Here is a 16,444-nt window from a genome sequence, read left to right as displayed (position 1 = left end):
AACGCATTATGGGTAAAAAAATGACGAGTGGACAATTGATGTCCACTCGCTCTTATCATTCCATCTTCACCCTGAACTCTTGAGGAGTGAGACCGGTATATTTTTTGAACGCTTTGCTGAAATAATTCTGATCGCGAAAACCGACCCTTTCGCTGACGGTTTGAATTTTGAGCGATTTGTCGCTCAGCCATTCCTTCGCTTTGGCCATCCGAATTTGCAGCTGGTATTCATGAATGCCAATGCCATATTTCTGCTTGTAGGTACGAGCCAGATGCTCTTTACTCATATGAAACCGTTCCGCAAAGAACGAAACAGGCAGTTCCTCGTAATAATGCAGCTCAATATACCCTTTAATTCGCTCCGGCACCGATGTTGAACCGCTTTCAGATCGACGCGATTCCGCAAGCGCTGTAAAGAGCGGATGGAAATACTCCAGCACCGTGGCCTTGAAGACCGCATATTCGAATACTCTGCCTCGGAGCGAACGATCGAATTGGCCCAATGCCATCGCAGATAAGGAATCAGAAGGCGTGTCAGCCTTGAGCTGAGCAATCAGCATCTCCGCGAACATCCGCAATTCGTCTTCCATCGCCAGCATGCCGCTCATGGTAACTACGCCTGAGGCTTCAATCTCTTCCAGCCATTTGCGCAGCTCCTGCATCGCTTGACGCTCGCTGCCCGATTCAATCGTTTGTTCGAATAAATTCGATCGATCCAAGATCGACGGACGCTCGCCCTCCGCTTCCTTCGCTGTCGGCCGCAGATCGATCATATTAAGTGCCATCAACGAACGTAAGGCTGCAGCATACGAATCCCCGAGATCCTCGATCTGAGCAAGATGGCCTTCTGAGGCGACAAGCCTAATCGTAAACAAGGCTGTCAGCTTATCGATCATTCCCCAAATCCCGATACTTTGATTCGAGCCTGCTTCCGACAGATTAACAACAGCAACGATTTCCATCGCGTCACGGGTGTTTTTGAAGCTGAACGACTTTCCGAAACGCCCGAGAAGCTCGTCTACCGCATTCGTTAATGCGTAATAGAACGTATGGGTATCGCCGTAAAACTTGCGATCAATAACCTCCGCTGCATTCAACAGCTTGAAGACTACAACTCGGCAGAGCGCTTGTCCTGCATCTGTGCCAAGAACGGCTTCCAATTCCCGAATATGATGAAAACGGCCGTTACCATCGATGATGGATGAATAGATCTTCTCTTTGACAAGAGGTGCCGACAAGTTGCGATAGATCTGCGAGCTGCTGTCCACGAGATGCCGCTCGCGACGCTTGTTAATCAACGAGATGGCACGATCGATCACATCATTAAGCTCCGCTTTGCGAATCGGCTTCAGCAAATAGTCGATCGAACCGGCTTGCATCGCGCTGCGGGCATAAGTAAAATCATCAAATCCGCTGATGACAATGTAGCAGGCGTCCGGATAAGTAATCCTTGCTCGCTCCAGAAACTCTTCTCCGCCCATCAGCGGCATTTTCATATCGACAAATACGATATCCGGCTTCTGTTCTGTAAGTAGACGAAGACCTTCCTGCCCGTTACCCGCTTCCGCGACAATTTCAATTGCATGGTTGTCCCATTCGCCAAGAGCCCGAATAGCAAGGCGGGCGGGCTGCTCGTCGTCAATGATGATAGCCTTGTACATACGGTCTCTCCTCCTTCAAGGGCAGTGTAACGGTGACTTCCGTTCCAGCGCCGTGTTCGCTGGCAATATTCAATCCGTACTCCGGACCGAACAACAGCTTAATTCTCGCATTCACATTGTTAAGTCCAATGCCTTCTCGATATTCCACCAAATGACGATCCAGGAAGGAACGAATCTCGGTCAACCGGGCCGCGGATATGCCCGGGCCGTTATCGGATACGGTTAAGATTAACAGACCTTCATGGCTCGTTGCTTTGACGACGACATCCATGTCGCCTGTCATCTGCTCAAGTCCATGCTTGATCGTGTTTTCCACTAAGATCTGGACAATCATCTTCGGAATCCATGCTTCCTTGACGGCGTCCTCCACCTCAACATGCAGCCGCAGTCTGGAGCCGAAGCGTGCTTGCTGAAGCAGCATATAGTTGCTGATATGGGTTAGCTCCTCTTTGACCCGCACCGTCTCTGCTTCTTTGATCGAATAACGCAGGGAGGACGCAAGCGCATCCACCATATCCTGAATGCGATCCATCCCGCTGATAATCGCCTCAGTAGAAATCGCTTGAAGCGAATTGTATAGAAAATGAGGATTGATTTGGGCCTCTAATGCAATCAACCGAGCGTTGCGCTCATTCAATTGCATCTCGTACCGTTCACCAATGAGATCATTGATTTTCACAATCATTTGGTTGTACTTGCGCGAAAGGTGGGTAATCTCATCGCTTCCCTTGATTTCCCCCTGCACCTCGAAAATCCCATCTCCGAGCATCACAATTTGCCGGGACAGCTGCATTAGCCGTCTCGTTATCGCGTTAGCCGCAATCACAATGACCGAAATAAGCAATACAACTGCTCCGGAACCAACAAGGAGATTAATCCGCCGCGCATTTGCTGCATCCTTATTGAGCACGCTATATGGCGTCAACGTAACCAGCTTCCAGCCGTTATGCGGGGATACATTATAAATCGCCAGATAACGGGTATCATGGATCGTCCAGCTTCGCTGCTCCGTATCAACGGCGTTTATCGGAATGGTACGCGCAAGCTGCGCAGTAGCATCTGCCGCAAGACGAGGACCTTCTGCATAGAACAGTTCATTTGCTTCATTGAAAATACCGATGTACTCACCGGATTGGCCGGTCATATCCTGCAGGATTCGTTTGATTTCTTTCAAATTATACGTGATTGAGATCGCCGCAAGCGGCTTCTTATCCGCAATATTAATCAGGATCCGATGAAACACGAGGAAGTTGCCGCCATCCGTTTCGCCCGCGCCATAGCCCGACTCCATACTCCTAAACTTATGGCTTTGCGCCGCTTCCCTGTACCAACGTTCTGCCTCAGGGGCATTCGTTGCTTCTTGGCGAAGATTTATGAACGCTTTGGACATGGTGTATTGCAAGCCTGTCTTCGGTGTATAAATGGACAGCGCTTCAATGTCATCACTGGAGTAGTATAAGTTCTTCAGCTGATTCTGGATATAGAGCTGACTGCCGTATTCTTTGGAAATAATAGCATCCATGAATTGCGAATCTTTGCGCAGCGAGATCGAGAGCTCATCCATTCGGTCCAAATAACCGTCTAGATTCTGATTGACCAGCTTGAGAATTTTGCGATTACTTTCGATGAAATGGTCTCGATTCATGCCCGCCGATTGCAGGTAGGACAAGTAGGAGAGCAGGATGACAATGCATGCTGCTATTGCTGAGAACAGCATAATGAGCTGGTTGCGAAGCTTACTCGCGATGGTGACATGAAGCATTTTCCATAAATTAACAATCACATGAAGTCCTCCAACGCAGAATAGTACCATTATAGCGCGTCGTTGAAAATATACAATTTACGCCTAACTTCACCCACACTCGACTCCTCCTCATCTGCTCTCTCATATGCTGACGAAGAGGAGTGATTCAAGCATGCCCAATTACAGAATTATCGTGGATTTATCTGATCGACACCTCTACCTGCTCGACGATAATATCGTCGTTCGAGGGTTCCCCGTTGGAATTGGCAAAATGCTGACGCGTACTCCGACCGGAGAGTTCACAATTATCAATAAACAGGAGAATCCGGGCGGTCCTTTCGGCGTGTTGTGGATGGGATTATCTAAGCCGCATTACGGCATTCACGGCACCAATGACCCCGGCTCCATAGGAAGAGAAGTCTCTCATGGGTGCATCCGGATGTATAACAATGATGTGCTTGCGCTATCCGCACTTGTCCCGGTGAATACAAGGGTTACGATTCGGCCATAATTCCGCATGTTTTGCACCTTCTGTTGCAACTTTATCGAGTGAAGGTGCGTCTACATAAACAAGACAATCCATCATATAAGAGGTGAATCCACTCATGTTGAAACGGTTCGCACTGTTTACGATGATGCTGCTGCTATTCCTGACAGCATCCCAATCGGTTTGGGCATTCTCGGATATTAAGAACGATCCCAATGAAGCGAAGATCGCGGAGCTTCAGAAGATGGGCATTCTGTCCGGAAGCGGCAAAACCGATGTGTTCCAGCCGAAGGGCAAGCTCACTTACGCTTCAGGCATTTCAATGATCGTGAAAGGACTCGGACTCAATATTGACAACATCCGCTTCATTAAGGAACCGAAAGTAACGGATAGTTTCCCGAAGATGAAGGACGATGCTTGGTATGCCAATTCTTTTATCATCGCTTCATTGAACGGACTGGATATCCCAAGAGATACCGATCCTGCCGCTCTGATGACGAAGGAGCAATTTGCTCACCATCTGATGAAGGGCATTCTTCGTCAAGGTGACTTTGCTTTCATCGATTTGTATGTCATCTTGAAGGATGAAGCAGATGTCGAGCAGGCCTACATGGACAGCATTCAGAAGCTCCTGATTCTCAAAATCGCACAGCTCGACAAAAACCAAAAGTTCTCACCTAAGACAGCGATTACGCGCAGCGATGCAGCCGGTTGGTTACATGGCGCCATCCAATTCGTCAAGAATACACCGCCTGTCCCACCGATTGAGGAGCCAATCCCGTTCCCGCTCTACGATTTGCAACTGTCCTCCAAGGCTGTTAACAGTGAGATTACCGAAGTAACGGTGTCCGCTCAAGCGCCTAATCCCGGTTATGGACTGCGCATTGCTTCCATTTCGTTCGAGGGCGATCAAGCGATCATCCATGTCGAACCGATCTATCCGGATAAAGACAAATTTTACGCACAGGTAATTACAAATGTAAAAGCCGTCACCTATATCGCGTCCGGCTTCAAACCGGTGCTCGGCGATGCAGGTGCATCTGTTGGCGGATCGACCGGCATTATTGGCGGTAACGGTACTTCTGCCAGCTCCCAAGCGCCGGATATGGCAGTTGGCCAATAATCGACTTCGTAGATTATGAAACAGGAAAACCCCTCCAAGCAAAGATGCTTTGAGGGGTTTCTTGTGTTAGGGCAGAAATCCTTGTTGGCCAAAATAAACGGTATCATGCGGCATCAACTCGCTCAGCTGCTGCAGGAAGAGATCTGCTGTCTGCGGCGTATATAGTGCTTCGTGGCCAAGCTCCTGATAGCGTTCAACCATCTTTAGCTGCGCTGTCCGTTTGCCCCCGCTGCCATCGCCGCGGAAGAAATCATCCACAACGACTCTCTCTACGCTGGCAGCGATGATTTCGGCAAATTTATCGCTGCATGGAAGCAGCGGCGATACGGCTGCCTGTACCGGAATGCCCGCTTCCCTCAGCTCACGGATTACCCGCAACCTCGCTGACAGAGGCGGCGCGTCCGGAGTCAGCTTCTTCCGAATGGATTCCAAATCAGTCTCGACAGTCACGCTTATTCGTATTCGGTCACCGAGGGTTCTGAATAAATCGACATCTCTTATTACCAATGGACTTCGAGTCTGCACGAGCAGAAACTGCGGTGGCTCCTCAGCCATGATTTCGAGCAGCTTCCTCGTCACACCTTCCTTGTATTCGGCCGGCTGATAAGGGTCGGTGGCGGATGACATAAATACGGTGACATTACCTTTGGTAAGCGCCTTGCGCCATTCCTTGCGGAAAGCATCCGCCTCGAATCGTTTCGGCTCTACCCACTCCCCCCATGGCTCGCTGCGAAACATCGCAATCGGCATTCGCCTAACATAACAGTAGGAACAGCCGAACGAACAACCCACATACGGATTGAGCGTATACGCATATCCCGTCAAATAACCGGAGGCCGGATTGAGGAAGCGAACGGCCGCTTGCTTCTTCTTTCCGGGTTCTGATGCAGATGCAGTCATATCGCTCCCCCTTTAGGTTAACGTTCTCTGCAGCTCAGCAAGCATAGGGATGCGCCACTGGATTTCACTGACGCCAAGCTCCCGCAGATAATGATTCACGCGCGAGAAAGGACGACTGCCGAAGAAGCCGCGGCGTGCGGCAAATGGGCTCGGATGTGCCGATGAGATGACAAAGTGGCGTTCCTGATTTATCGATGCCGCTTTCTCTTGCGCATGCTTCCCCCACAGCACAAATACGACAGGCTGTTCACGTTCGTTTAACTTTGCGATCACCGTATCCGTGAAGCGCTCCCACCCCATGCCTTGATGGGATGCCGGCAATCCTGCTTTTACCGTCAGTACATTGTTAAGGAGCAGTACGCCTTGCTTAGCCCAAGCCTCCAGAAATCCATGATCAGGGATCGGCAGATCAAGGTCAGACTGCAATTCTTTATAAATGTTCTGCAAGGATGGCGGCGTCTTCACGCCGGGCAGCACCGAGAAGCTAAGTCCATGCGCCTGCCCAGGTCCGTGATACGGGTCCTGACCGATGATAACTACACGCGTATCCTGATACGAGGTGTAGTGGAGTGCATTAAATATCGCGCCTTGATCCGGGTAAACCAGCTCCGTCTCATATTGCTTCGCTAACTGCGAATTCAAATCGCGAAAATACGGCTTCTCCAATTCCCCGTTCAATACTTCAGCCCAATCGTTTCTAAGTACCAAAGTCATTTCGTCCCCCATTAATTGAAATAAAAAACTCCTTTGCCGTCGTTCTGAGTTCAATCAGAAGTGGTGCAAAGGAGGTTGTCTGTACTAAATCGAATACGATTATTTTAACATACTGCATAGGCGAATACAAAAGTTCAGCACCTGCTTAGCAATAGAAAAAGGAGCCTTTGCAGGCTCCTTCTCGACGGTGATCGATCGTTGAATTCTTCCATTCTCACACTAAACTTCTTTGAAAAACTTGGGCACCGCTTAGTACTCACCGATTTTACCCGGATCGTTATCAGCGCGTGTGTTCAGATCTGCTCTGCGACACAACCCCTCGCTTCCATATCGTGAAGTGATTAAATAAATTCCTCCAGTAGCCCTAGCACCATAAGGTCCAACGGAACCACACCTCTCTTCACACCGTCAACAATTATTATGCTCCGATTGGACTCGCTTTATACAGCCTATATTAAAAATGTTGAACTGTCGCGCGATTTACCAGCTCAACCTCATGATAAAATTGTTTGTTTTTATTCGATTGAAAGTAAAACCTGTGATCGGTGAAATCCACATAAAATACAGGGATTTTCGTCCGTCTCGAACGGCATTTCTCCTTACTGTTCGTTGTGAACGAGCTGCCTTTAGCTGTTCCGATAAAGTCATAGCCGTACGTGCTGGTTTCATGATGAGGCAAGTAAAATACAGACCCTTTCTGAGGGACAAAATAAATCGATTCTTTCGTCACCGATAAAAATCCGTAACCGGCATCTCCCCATGCCTCAACCGACATGATTGGCATTTCCTTGTATTCTTTGCGAATAAGCCGCTCACATCTCTGCCGCTTAAGGTTCTCCATGATGTTATATAGAATTGGCAACACCACGCACCACAAAGGGGTAAGCTTTATGTATAAGTGATTCCCCCAGAACAGCCATGTAACCAGCCCAACGAGGAAGACCAGCAAAAATATAGAGAGCCTCAAAAAACTCCTGCCAGCATAACTAATTCTCACTGTTCATGACTCCTTTTATTATTTTCATATCATTTCTCACAGATATAATAAATAATAACTAGATTCGAGCTTTCCGTCTGTTGACTTTACGTCACATTGCCGCTATTCTCTTAATGTATATATGGGAAATAATAGGGGGTTTAATAGGCAGCAATGGATATATGCCTGGAGTTTGGACAAAGAGTGAAAGAACTCCGAGCCAGGAGCGGAATGTCACAGGAACAGCTGGCATATCGATCTGGACTAGACCGTACGTACATAAGTGGAGTTGAACGGGGAGAACGTAATATTAGTCTTGTCAATATCCAGAAAATTACGGCTGCACTTCAAGTCACCATGTCTTATATGTTCTCTGGAGAGCGGTTCTCCTTAACGCCTACCTACCTTCCCAGAGATTTCAAAGTCCCCTTTAAAGAGCGATTTCAATACAACCTGGATCCGGAGAAGAAAGTGCTGGCATTCTCGGTTAGCGGGTTGTTCTCAGGCAAGCAGGATGTGGATTATTTATCTTCTGTCATCTTGGGGATCTGTTCCGCCTATGGGCAGAATGAGTTGAATATACTGGTCGATCATCGCGAGATGAAAGCCTCAGATGGGGAAGCCGTTGTCTATTCTCCTGAAATCGTGGAACTCGCTACCGTCTTCCAACAGGAGTTAACCAAATATAGCAATCGAGTGGTTGCCCTCTGTAATTCCGAGTTTATGGTCCAACAATTAAACCATGTGGCCAAGTCAAGCGGCATCTTCGATAAAGCAACGCATCTCTATGAGAAAGATAAAGATATGATCGGAAGAGCCTTCTCGCTGCTGGACATTCACAGTAATGCACTCATCAAACCAGCCAAATAAATAACCTCCATCGTGAGTACCTGATTGAATCAGATACTGCGATGGAGGTTTGTTTGTTTATTTAACCAATGAGCCGCTTCTTCAAGGATGATTCGATCTCGCAGCAGCATGAACCGAGTGGAATAATCGCTGACGGAGCTGTTCATGAATACGATGGCTTGATTGAGATAACCCACTTCACTTGCATGCCGAGCTTGATCTCATTGTCTGATAGAGATGTAGCACCGGGCAGGTCTACCACTTTCGCGATGTAGCTGAACGAGCGCTGGAAAAACCGATTTCTATTCTTATGTTCATCCATATAACCCAGCTCATGAACAATGGATGCCATGCAGCCCGTTTCTTCTCTTATCTCCCGTATAAATGCTTCCTCGGCGTTCTCCCCCGCTTCTACCCCACCGCCGGGCAATTTATAAAGGCCTAGCTTCGCCATATACATCATCGCGACTTGGAAGTGGTCATTAATAAGAACGCCTCTGGAAGCGTGCCTAGACACCAGCTCCAGCATCTCCGGCTCACCGCCGTCAAAGTCACTGTCTGTGATTGTTCGAAGGAGTTGCAATTGTTTCACCTCGCTGAAGTTTAGGTATCTATTATCATATCTATGACTAATGAGATTATATTTCCAGTAGATGGGATATGGCAATACTTAAATTCAGATCGTGTCCGATTAAGTAAAAAAAAACCGACTTGCTCGCTGGCAAGTCGGCTTGTGTTTTCTGCTTATTTTTACAGGGAACTCTTTAACGCTTCGATGCTCTGCAGCAACAGATTCGCGAAAGCGGTGTTGATCTTTTTGCCTTTCTCCTTGTTGATATCCTTTTCCAGCTGTTTGAAATCCTTCGCGTCAAGCTTGCCTTTCGCTTGATCCTTTTGGATTTTGTCAATATCCGATTGAAGAGACTTCACTGTTTTGGCGTCCGCGATCAAACCGCGGGTTGCCCCGAGAGAGATCAGTTCGTCTAATTGAGCAACTTCTATCGTGATTTTCAAGCTGAACGTCTGCGTCGTTTGATGACCGAGATTATCCGTTGCTATAGCGACGATCGGATACGTTCCAACCGCGAGGCCGAGCGGATCTACGGAAACCGTTCCGGATGTCGTCTTGCCGTTAAAGGATACGGTCAATGATTGCAAGCCGCTTCCGCTGTCGCTTGCGGAGAATGTGATCGATACCGCTTCTGTTTGGAGATACGACAGATCGCTTGGGGCAACGATTACCGGCGGCGTCGAATCAATCGTGACGAGGGTTTCGCCCGTTACTCCTGATCCGTCATTTGCCGTGGCGACGACTTTGACTACACCGTCCCCCACTGCTGTCAGAAGGCCGTTCTCATCGATCGTCGCCTTGTTCGTTGCGTTGCCATCCGTGCCGACGACCTTCCAGGAGACGGATTTATCGGTTGCATTGTCAGGCGTCATGGTTGCGGTCATTTGCATCGTCCCGCCGAGGCTCGCGATCGCGGATGCTCCGCTCGCACCCGTTACGGCGATTCCTGTCACAGCTACATCAGTGTCATTGCCCGGCTTATCGTCCGGGTTCCCAATGTCGACAGGAACATAAGTACTCTCGCCAGGCACTGAGATGGACATCGGTTCGGTGTAGCCACAGATGCCAAAATATCCCTCGTTTGTATGATAATTATTCTCGTCAATCCAACTTGCGACGATCGTGTCGCCTGCCTTGACGCGGATCCACACGCCATAGTCGGTGTTTACTGTACTGATTTTAACCAGTGTGTCTGTATACGCCGGTACAAAGCCTTTGTTGTCCGCCAGCGCCGATCGGCCGTCATCCGACAGAATGCTTGAACCGGTCTTCCAGAGTTCCTGCCAATGCTGAATCTCAAAGGAGCCCTCCTTGAAGATAACACTGTATTTTGAGCCGCTCCAAGGGTTGTTTAGAAGATCCCCCTCGGTCGGAGCTCGCAGGGTAAAGTTCGGGAACGCCCCGGTGTTCATGCCGGACTCGAAGCCCACAACGAACTCTGCGTCGCCGAATGTTCTACCGGTGTAACCTGCAGTTCCAGCTCCGACGGGGGTCAACTTGGTATCGTTATTCTCCCAGTTGATTGAAGTCCCTCCGGATTTCCAATTAGCCTTATCTGCAATGACTGTGCCCATATCCACATACTCGGTCACGCGTCCGAGTTTGATGGAGGATCCAGTCGCCAGGCCGAAGTAACCAGGGGAGGAGACGTTTAAGTTATTCTCATCTCGCACGGAGAATAGCGTTTCGTCTCCACTCTTGAGCGTCACGGTCACGCCGCCGTACCCGCTTTCGTTGACATCATCCCATACTGCTCCGGCCTTCAAGAGCCGATCGTTAATGTCTACCGTCCATTGCCCCAATTGGAGACCCTGACCGTTGTAATAACGGGTCAGTGTGGCAGTCGTGCCTTGAATAGCAATCTCATACCTGTTGGCAGTTCGCGTAGCCGCATTTGCCCGAAGTATGATGTTCAGGTCAAGAGCGTCAAGATCTTCACTCTCGTCCAGTTTCAAATAGAAGTCCTTGTTACTGTACTTTTCCTGGGTGTAGAACGCAGCTGCTGATTGGCCGGACTGAGCTTCCAGGGTGAGACCGATCGGTTCGTCTTTCACAAACGACGATTGGTTGGCTGCCGTCCATTTGGCATTCTCAAACAGCATATCGTCCAGCAGTGCCACTGGGGACTGAAGCATCGGGTACAGATCGTCGCTGACAGGTCCCTCGTCAGGCGTAAGATCGGCACGCACAACCGAGAAGTCGTCTACCAGTGCTCGTGATCCGGATGTTGTCTTTGTGGCGTAGACTTTGGCTGTTCCGGTCTCGTCTGCCGTAAATGTGATGGACACCGATCGCCATGCGGGCCGGTCCAATTCATCTTTGAGGGTATCTGCACCGACAATTACGCCTATTTCTACCTTCTGCCCTTCGGCGCTGCTGCCGTTGCCCATCCGGGCAAAGCCGCGCAGCACGTATTCCACACCAGGCTCCAGACCTGCGATCTCCTGCTCGAGTCCGATGTTCTGACCGGTCAGCTCCACTGCGTTCTGATCGCGGGCATGAGCGTTGTCGGCCGATGAACCGGCTCTGACGAGCGATGCGCTCCCTGTCCCTGTTTTTTCCCAATACGGCATTGAGCCCATGCTCGGGAATTCCACGCGCGGCCACTCAAAACCGCTGTTGAACAACAGGTTTCTGTTCGAATAAGACAGGAACTGCGGGCCGCTGCTAACTTCTTCGGCCGTTACCGGAGTACCCTTCAGACCGGCAGTCCAGCTATCTCCCGGCTGATAGGCGCCCATACCGACTGCGTCGGAACCGGATTTCAGGGTAAAGTCAAACGCCGATGGGTTGTTAAAGGTCGCGGTTCCATCGATGTCGTCATTTGGCCTGCCGTAGTTGTCCAGTACCACCGCGCCGGCGTTAACGTTATCAGTACCCACGCCGCGGGAATCTACGATGTTGTTCATAAAAACGTCCATGTAGGCGTCGCCTGGGGAGTTCGTGTAAATTTCAGGATTCGAGTGACTGGTTGCTCCTTTGTAAACCGTGTTGTTGACCACGGATATAAATTCGGAGCTGGAGTTAATGAAAACAGCCGTCCATGGCAAATTCCAAAACACATTGCCGTATACCAAGGCGTTCTTGCAGCCCAGATCAAAGTACACGCCATTGGAAAATTCGCTGTGGGAATCATGGATTTTGTTGTGGTGAATTTGGCTGTTACCAAAATCGTTATAAGCGAAATACATCAGTCCTGCGTCAGTGCTGTGCCAGTTACCGTCATGGATATCGTTGTAGGAGATTTCGCTGGCGTAGAAGCTGCCGCCGATCAGAGTTCCACTGGCGTTATAAATCTGGTTGTGGCTGATCAAGTGGTTGATACCCGAAATGGTTATCGAGAAGGTAAACAATGTCGGGCCGGTAGTAGCGTCATGCAGCTTGCTGTTGACGATCTTGTTGCCTTCGCCTTCCACGGTGACCAGCGCACCGGCAGAATAGGCGATCTCGCTGTTGATCAAGGTGTTGTTCTTGCCGCCTACGATGATGCCACCCCGCTCATTATCTGGGGACAGGAATTCGGTGACGTACTTGGCTGTCATTTTATCCACTACATTGCTCACGCCGCTGCGCATAGTCAGGCTGCAGCCGTTTAGGTCGATACCTTCGATATGGATGTATTTACGGCTGGACAGATCCAAGCCCCAATCACGTGCTTTGTAACGAACATCCAGATCATTTGGGTTTAAGCCGTTCGGGAGCTGTACATACAGCGTTTCGCTATTCTGGTTATAAAACCACTCATATGGTGCATCCAGAGCGGCCATTGCGTTCTGGATATAGTAATGGAAATCATCGCCTGAGGCGTAGCCGGTTGGGCCTAGCTCATAGAAATTCATGTTTGCAAGATTAAGCCAGCCTGGCGTGGATGAGACGACTTCCGCACCGGATAAGTTCCATCCGCGGTTGTCCATACCCACAATCGCTGCACCGTCCCATGTACCTGCCGGTTGGTTCATCTCGGGGTCGCGCAGCTTGCCCGTAGGGGTAGACCATCCGCCGGTACTGGCATTCTCGCCGTCGAACTCATAAGTCAGCCAGTTCGGACGATAGTACGCGTCTTCCTTCGCAACGTTCGGATACCGTGAAGGCAGCATGGCTTCGCCGTCCACAAAAATTTGATTGCGGTAATTGCCCATCGGCAAGCTGATGTTCACTTTCCAGAGGTTGGCGTCATCTGCGTCATATTCCACCGCACTTGGGTTTGACGCCGTCTGCCATGCCTCGGTGATCAGGTTCGCACCTGAGATGACTACTTTCTCGCCGTCGCCAGATTTAAATGAAATCGGGTGTTCAGCCGTGCCGTTGTACTTCGGACGTACGGATTCTTCATAGACGCCCTCGTGGATGAATACGGTTTCGCCAGGCAGGAGAACATTAGCTGCCTTCTGAATCGTAAGGAATGGTTCGGCCTCGGTGCCGGGGTTGCTGTCGCTGCCGGTCTTGGCCACATGATAGGTTTTGTCGCCTACCTGATCGGTGTCGGCCGGATCTGTCTGCTGTCCGGTGCCGTCTGTATTAGGCGCTCTGTTATATAGCGCTGCATGTGCGGTGCTACCCAGAGCAGAGGTGAAGATCGAAAGCTCATCCAGAAGGCCGGTATACGCGCTTTCATTATATCCGCCTCCGCCGAACCATTTGTAGGATTGAAGATTAACAGGGAATGTGGACGTATATGTCTTTTCACCGATCTGACTGCCGTCCAGATAAAGAACGACTGTTTTCTCCGTCGCGCTAAAGGAGAACGACAGATAGTGCCAGTTGCCGTCGGCCAAATTCCCTGCTGGCGCTGAAAGGCTGCTATCCCACTCGGAGCCATCAGATCCGTAAGATAGGAAGTTTATCTTGGTGTCGGTGTAATTGTTTTCACTCGTGCCCCAGCCGATATTCCACCAGATTTCTCCGGCATGTAACCCCCAACTGCCATCGGAGCCGCCATAAGGCGGGGCCATTAATGAACTGGATGTTCCTGGACTAGGAGCTGAGGGTTTGACCCATACGCCCATGGTAAGATCATTTACATTCGCGAACTGAGCACCGTAGTCGATTGTGAGCCCGCTCGCACCTCTGCTGTCCGTGGTGATTGCGGAAGTATTGCCCCGGCCGCTGTGATTGATATCCCACATATAGTTGGTTAATGTAGCCGTCAGACCGTCCGAAAGGGCGCCGGAGGTTGAACCATTGCCCTCATTGAAAGGAAAAAGGATCTCGCCTTGCAAGGGATCGCCTGAATTGCCTGTATTGTCGCTCGTATTAGGCGCTCTGTTATACAACGCTTCATGAGCGGTATCGCCCAGAACGGAAGGGAAAACGGAAAGCTCATCCAGCAGGCCCGTGTACCCGCTTCCATTATAGCCAGCCCCGCCGAACCATTTGTAGGCTTGCAGATTAATAGGGAATGTGGACGTGTAGCTCTTGTTACCGATCTGATTGCCGTCCACATACAGTGCGACTGTTTTCGCCGTCGCGCTGAAGGAGAACGCCACATAGTGCCAGTCACCGTCTGCCAAATTCCCCGCTGGCGCCGAAAGGCTGCTTCCCCACTCGGATCCATCCGATCCGTATGATGTGAAGTTTATGGTTGTGTCGGCGTAATTGTTTGCACTGGTGCCCCAACCGATATTCCACCAGATTTCTCCGGCATTTAACCCCCAACTGCCAGTGGTACCGGCATAAGGCGGAGCCATTAAATAACTGGATGATCCAGGAGTGGGAGCAGAGGGTTTCACCCAAACGCCCATCGTAAGTTCATTTACACTCGCGAACGGAGTACCGTAGTCGATCGTCAGCCCGTTCTGGCCTGTTTGGTCATTGGTAATCGCGGAAGTATCGCCCCGGCCATTGTGATCGATATCCCATACATAGTTGTTCAATGTGGCTGTCAGCTCACCGGAATTGGCGCTGGAGGTCGAACCATTTCCCTCATTGAAGGGGAATAGAATCTCGCCTTGGAGAGAATCGCCAGGATTGCCCGGATTGCTAGGATTGCTAGTATTAGGTGCTCTGTTATATAGTGCTTCATGCGCAGAGTCACCCAGAACAGAAGGGAAAACGGAAAGCTCATCCAACAGGCCGGTGTACGACTTAGCCTGGTACCCATTCCCTCCGAACCATTTGTAAGCTTGCAGATTGACTGGATATAGGGAACTATAATCTTTCTCGCCGATCAGATTGCCGTCTACATACAGAGCGATCGTTTTCGCAGTTGCACTTAAGCTGTATGCCAAATAATGCCAGTTTCCATCTGCCAGATTGCCTGCCGGCGCTGAGAGGCCGCCATCCCATTCGGAACCATTCGATCCATAAGACAGGAAGCTTATACTTGTGTCAGCGAAGTTGTTTGCACTGGTGCCCCAGTTGATACTCCACCAGATTTCTCCACTACTGAATCCCCAATTGCCTGTAGTACCAGCATAAGGCGGGGCCATTAAAGAACTGGTTTGTCCGGAATTGGGGGCTGCGGGCTTCACCCAAACGCCCATCGTAAGATCATTTACACTCGCGAAAGGAGTGCCGTAGTCGATTGTAATTCCGTTCTGGCCTGCTTGGTCATTGGAGAACGCGGAAGTATTGCCTCGGCCATTTGGATTCCAAGCGTAGTTGTTTAATGTCGCTGATAGATCGCCCGACAGGGCACTGGAGCTCGAGCCATTCCCCTCATTGAAGGGGAATAGAATCTCGCCTTGGAAGGGATCGCCTTCGGTAGGGGTATCTGCGAAAGCAGTGGCGGGCAGTAGTGTTAGTGCCACTAGCAAAATACTAAGAACCAAAGCAGTCAGACGCGATGCCAGGCGTGATTTCAGATTGTGCTTGTTCATATTATTATCCCTTCTGTGGTATATTTTGTGAAAACATTCATGGTCTATCATCAGGGCAAGCTTGTTAATCCCCTCCCAACATCTCGTCGTACGGATTGTAACGCAGCAAGCGTTTATTCATTGTCAACTTGTATTTTAGAGTCAGAAGCAAACGGAGAAAATGAACTATTCTACGATTTTCGGACGAAACATATTGCAGCCCTCTCCTACGCCTCTTTATTTTGATTGGAATCAAGCTAGCAAAAAACGGCTATTCTTTGACGGGCAGCCGTTCCATAAAACACCTCAACAACGAAAAAAGGTTCCAGCTCTCTTCGAGCTGGAACCTTTATATTTCAAAACTTGTGTACAAATATATTAACTTATATTCAAAAAAATAAAAAATTACAATCTAGTAGAACGATATGGTAATTTCATCTAGGTAGATTGTCGTTGAAAATGTCAAAAGAGAGTTCATTTTGTAGTTGAATTTTAATAGGCTATAATTAATATCAAATATGGCTCCCCTATATTCCACGATTTGCTATTTGGTCATGGAAACCATTCGTCATTGATTGTTACTTTTATATGTTTTTAGCACCACCATTGGAGATTTATTTATT

The 16,444-nt window shown here is 49.5% G+C and carries 10 protein-coding genes; 3 read left to right on the top strand and 7 right to left on the bottom strand.

What is annotated here, in order from left to right; genetic code table 11:
- Window positions 1–55 precede the first annotated feature (55 nt).
- On the bottom strand, window positions 56–1,660 hold the full coding sequence (locus tag AC0YNS_RS01155; RefSeq protein ID WP_475779250.1) for a helix-turn-helix domain-containing protein: 1,605 nt from the start codon (window positions 1,658–1,660) through the stop codon (window positions 56–58).
- Window positions 1,638–3,443, bottom strand: a complete 1,806-nt coding sequence (locus AC0YNS_RS01150) for a cache domain-containing sensor histidine kinase (protein ID WP_475779249.1) — start codon at window positions 3,441–3,443, stop codon at window positions 1,638–1,640. The genes AC0YNS_RS01155 and AC0YNS_RS01150 overlap by 23 nt, the downstream gene beginning before the upstream one ends.
- A 133-nt stretch (window positions 3,444–3,576) precedes the next feature.
- Here AC0YNS_RS01150 and AC0YNS_RS01145 point away from each other — a divergent pair, with 133 nt between their 5' ends.
- Together AC0YNS_RS01145 and AC0YNS_RS01140 are read left to right on the top strand one after the other, a co-directional pair.
- Window positions 3,577–3,915 carry a L,D-transpeptidase gene (locus tag AC0YNS_RS01145; protein WP_090979722.1) on the top strand — a complete coding sequence of 113 codons (339 nt, stop codon included), beginning with the start codon at window positions 3,577–3,579 and terminating at the stop codon, window positions 3,913–3,915.
- 94 nt (window positions 3,916–4,009) lie between these two features.
- Entirely contained in the window at window positions 4,010–5,014 is a 1,005-nt protein-coding gene (locus tag AC0YNS_RS01140) for an S-layer homology domain-containing protein (RefSeq protein WP_475779248.1), read from the top strand.
- A 66-nt stretch (window positions 5,015–5,080) separates the two neighbouring features.
- On the opposite strand, the gene AC0YNS_RS01135 is transcribed toward AC0YNS_RS01140, so the two are convergent.
- The 3 genes from AC0YNS_RS01135 to AC0YNS_RS01125 form a co-directional block, all read right to left on the bottom strand.
- Window positions 5,081–5,914 carry an SPL family radical SAM protein gene (locus AC0YNS_RS01135; RefSeq protein WP_475779247.1) on the bottom strand — a complete coding sequence of 278 codons (834 nt, stop codon included), beginning with the start codon at window positions 5,912–5,914 and terminating at the stop codon, window positions 5,081–5,083.
- A gap of 12 nt (window positions 5,915–5,926) precedes the next feature.
- Complete coding sequence (locus tag AC0YNS_RS01130) at window positions 5,927–6,628, bottom strand: uracil-DNA glycosylase (RefSeq protein ID WP_475779246.1); 702 nt, start codon at window positions 6,626–6,628, stop codon at window positions 5,927–5,929.
- 454 nt (window positions 6,629–7,082) lie between these two features.
- Window positions 7,083–7,403 (bottom strand): hypothetical protein, encoded by a 321-nt coding sequence (locus tag AC0YNS_RS01125; protein WP_475779245.1) that lies wholly within the window; start codon window positions 7,401–7,403, stop codon window positions 7,083–7,085.
- A 375-nt stretch (window positions 7,404–7,778) separates the two neighbouring features.
- On the opposite strand from AC0YNS_RS01125, the gene AC0YNS_RS01120 reads away from it, so the two are divergent.
- Window positions 7,779–8,474 (top strand): helix-turn-helix domain-containing protein, encoded by a 696-nt coding sequence (locus tag AC0YNS_RS01120; RefSeq protein ID WP_475779244.1) that lies wholly within the window; start codon window positions 7,779–7,781, stop codon window positions 8,472–8,474.
- 142 nt (window positions 8,475–8,616) lie between these two features.
- Here AC0YNS_RS01120 and AC0YNS_RS01115 read toward each other — a convergent pair whose 3' ends face one another.
- The gene (locus tag AC0YNS_RS01115; RefSeq protein WP_475779243.1) at window positions 8,617–9,036 is read right to left on the bottom strand and encodes an NUDIX hydrolase; all 420 of its coding nucleotides are present in this window, start codon (window positions 9,034–9,036) and stop codon (window positions 8,617–8,619) included.
- 167 nt (window positions 9,037–9,203) lie between these two features.
- Entirely contained in the window at window positions 9,204–15,842 is a 6,639-nt protein-coding gene (locus tag AC0YNS_RS01110) for a LamG-like jellyroll fold domain-containing protein (protein ID WP_475779242.1), read from the bottom strand.
- Window positions 15,843–16,444: the final 602 nt, after the last annotated feature.

Source organism: Paenibacillus sp. J22FR21 (assembly GCF_056269135.1).
Note: the sequence above shows the minus strand (reverse complement) of the source record. Positions and strands in the feature narration are given on the sequence as shown.

What these genes read in the sequence shown, in the direction of transcription:
- AC0YNS_RS01155 (WP_475779250.1), bottom strand. Translation starts at nt 1,660, where the DNA reads ATGTACAAGGCTATCATCATTGACGACGAGCAGCCCGCCCGCCTTGCT.
- AC0YNS_RS01145 (WP_090979722.1), top strand. Translation starts at nt 3,577, where the DNA reads ATGCCCAATTACAGAATTATCGTGGATTTATCTGATCGACACCTCTAC.
- AC0YNS_RS01140 (WP_475779248.1), top strand. Translation starts at nt 4,010, where the DNA reads ATGTTGAAACGGTTCGCACTGTTTACGATGATGCTGCTGCTATTCCTG.
- AC0YNS_RS01135 (WP_475779247.1), bottom strand. Translation starts at nt 5,914, where the DNA reads ATGACTGCATCTGCATCAGAACCCGGAAAGAAGAAGCAAGCGGCCGTT.
- AC0YNS_RS01130 (WP_475779246.1), bottom strand. Translation starts at nt 6,628, where the DNA reads ATGACTTTGGTACTTAGAAACGATTGGGCTGAAGTATTGAACGGGGAA.
- AC0YNS_RS01125 (WP_475779245.1), bottom strand. Translation starts at nt 7,403, where the DNA reads ATGTCGGTTGAGGCATGGGGAGATGCCGGTTACGGATTTTTATCGGTG.
- AC0YNS_RS01120 (WP_475779244.1), top strand. Translation starts at nt 7,779, where the DNA reads ATGGATATATGCCTGGAGTTTGGACAAAGAGTGAAAGAACTCCGAGCC.
- AC0YNS_RS01110 (WP_475779242.1), bottom strand. Translation starts at nt 15,842, where the DNA reads ATGAACAAGCACAATCTGAAATCACGCCTGGCATCGCGTCTGACTGCT.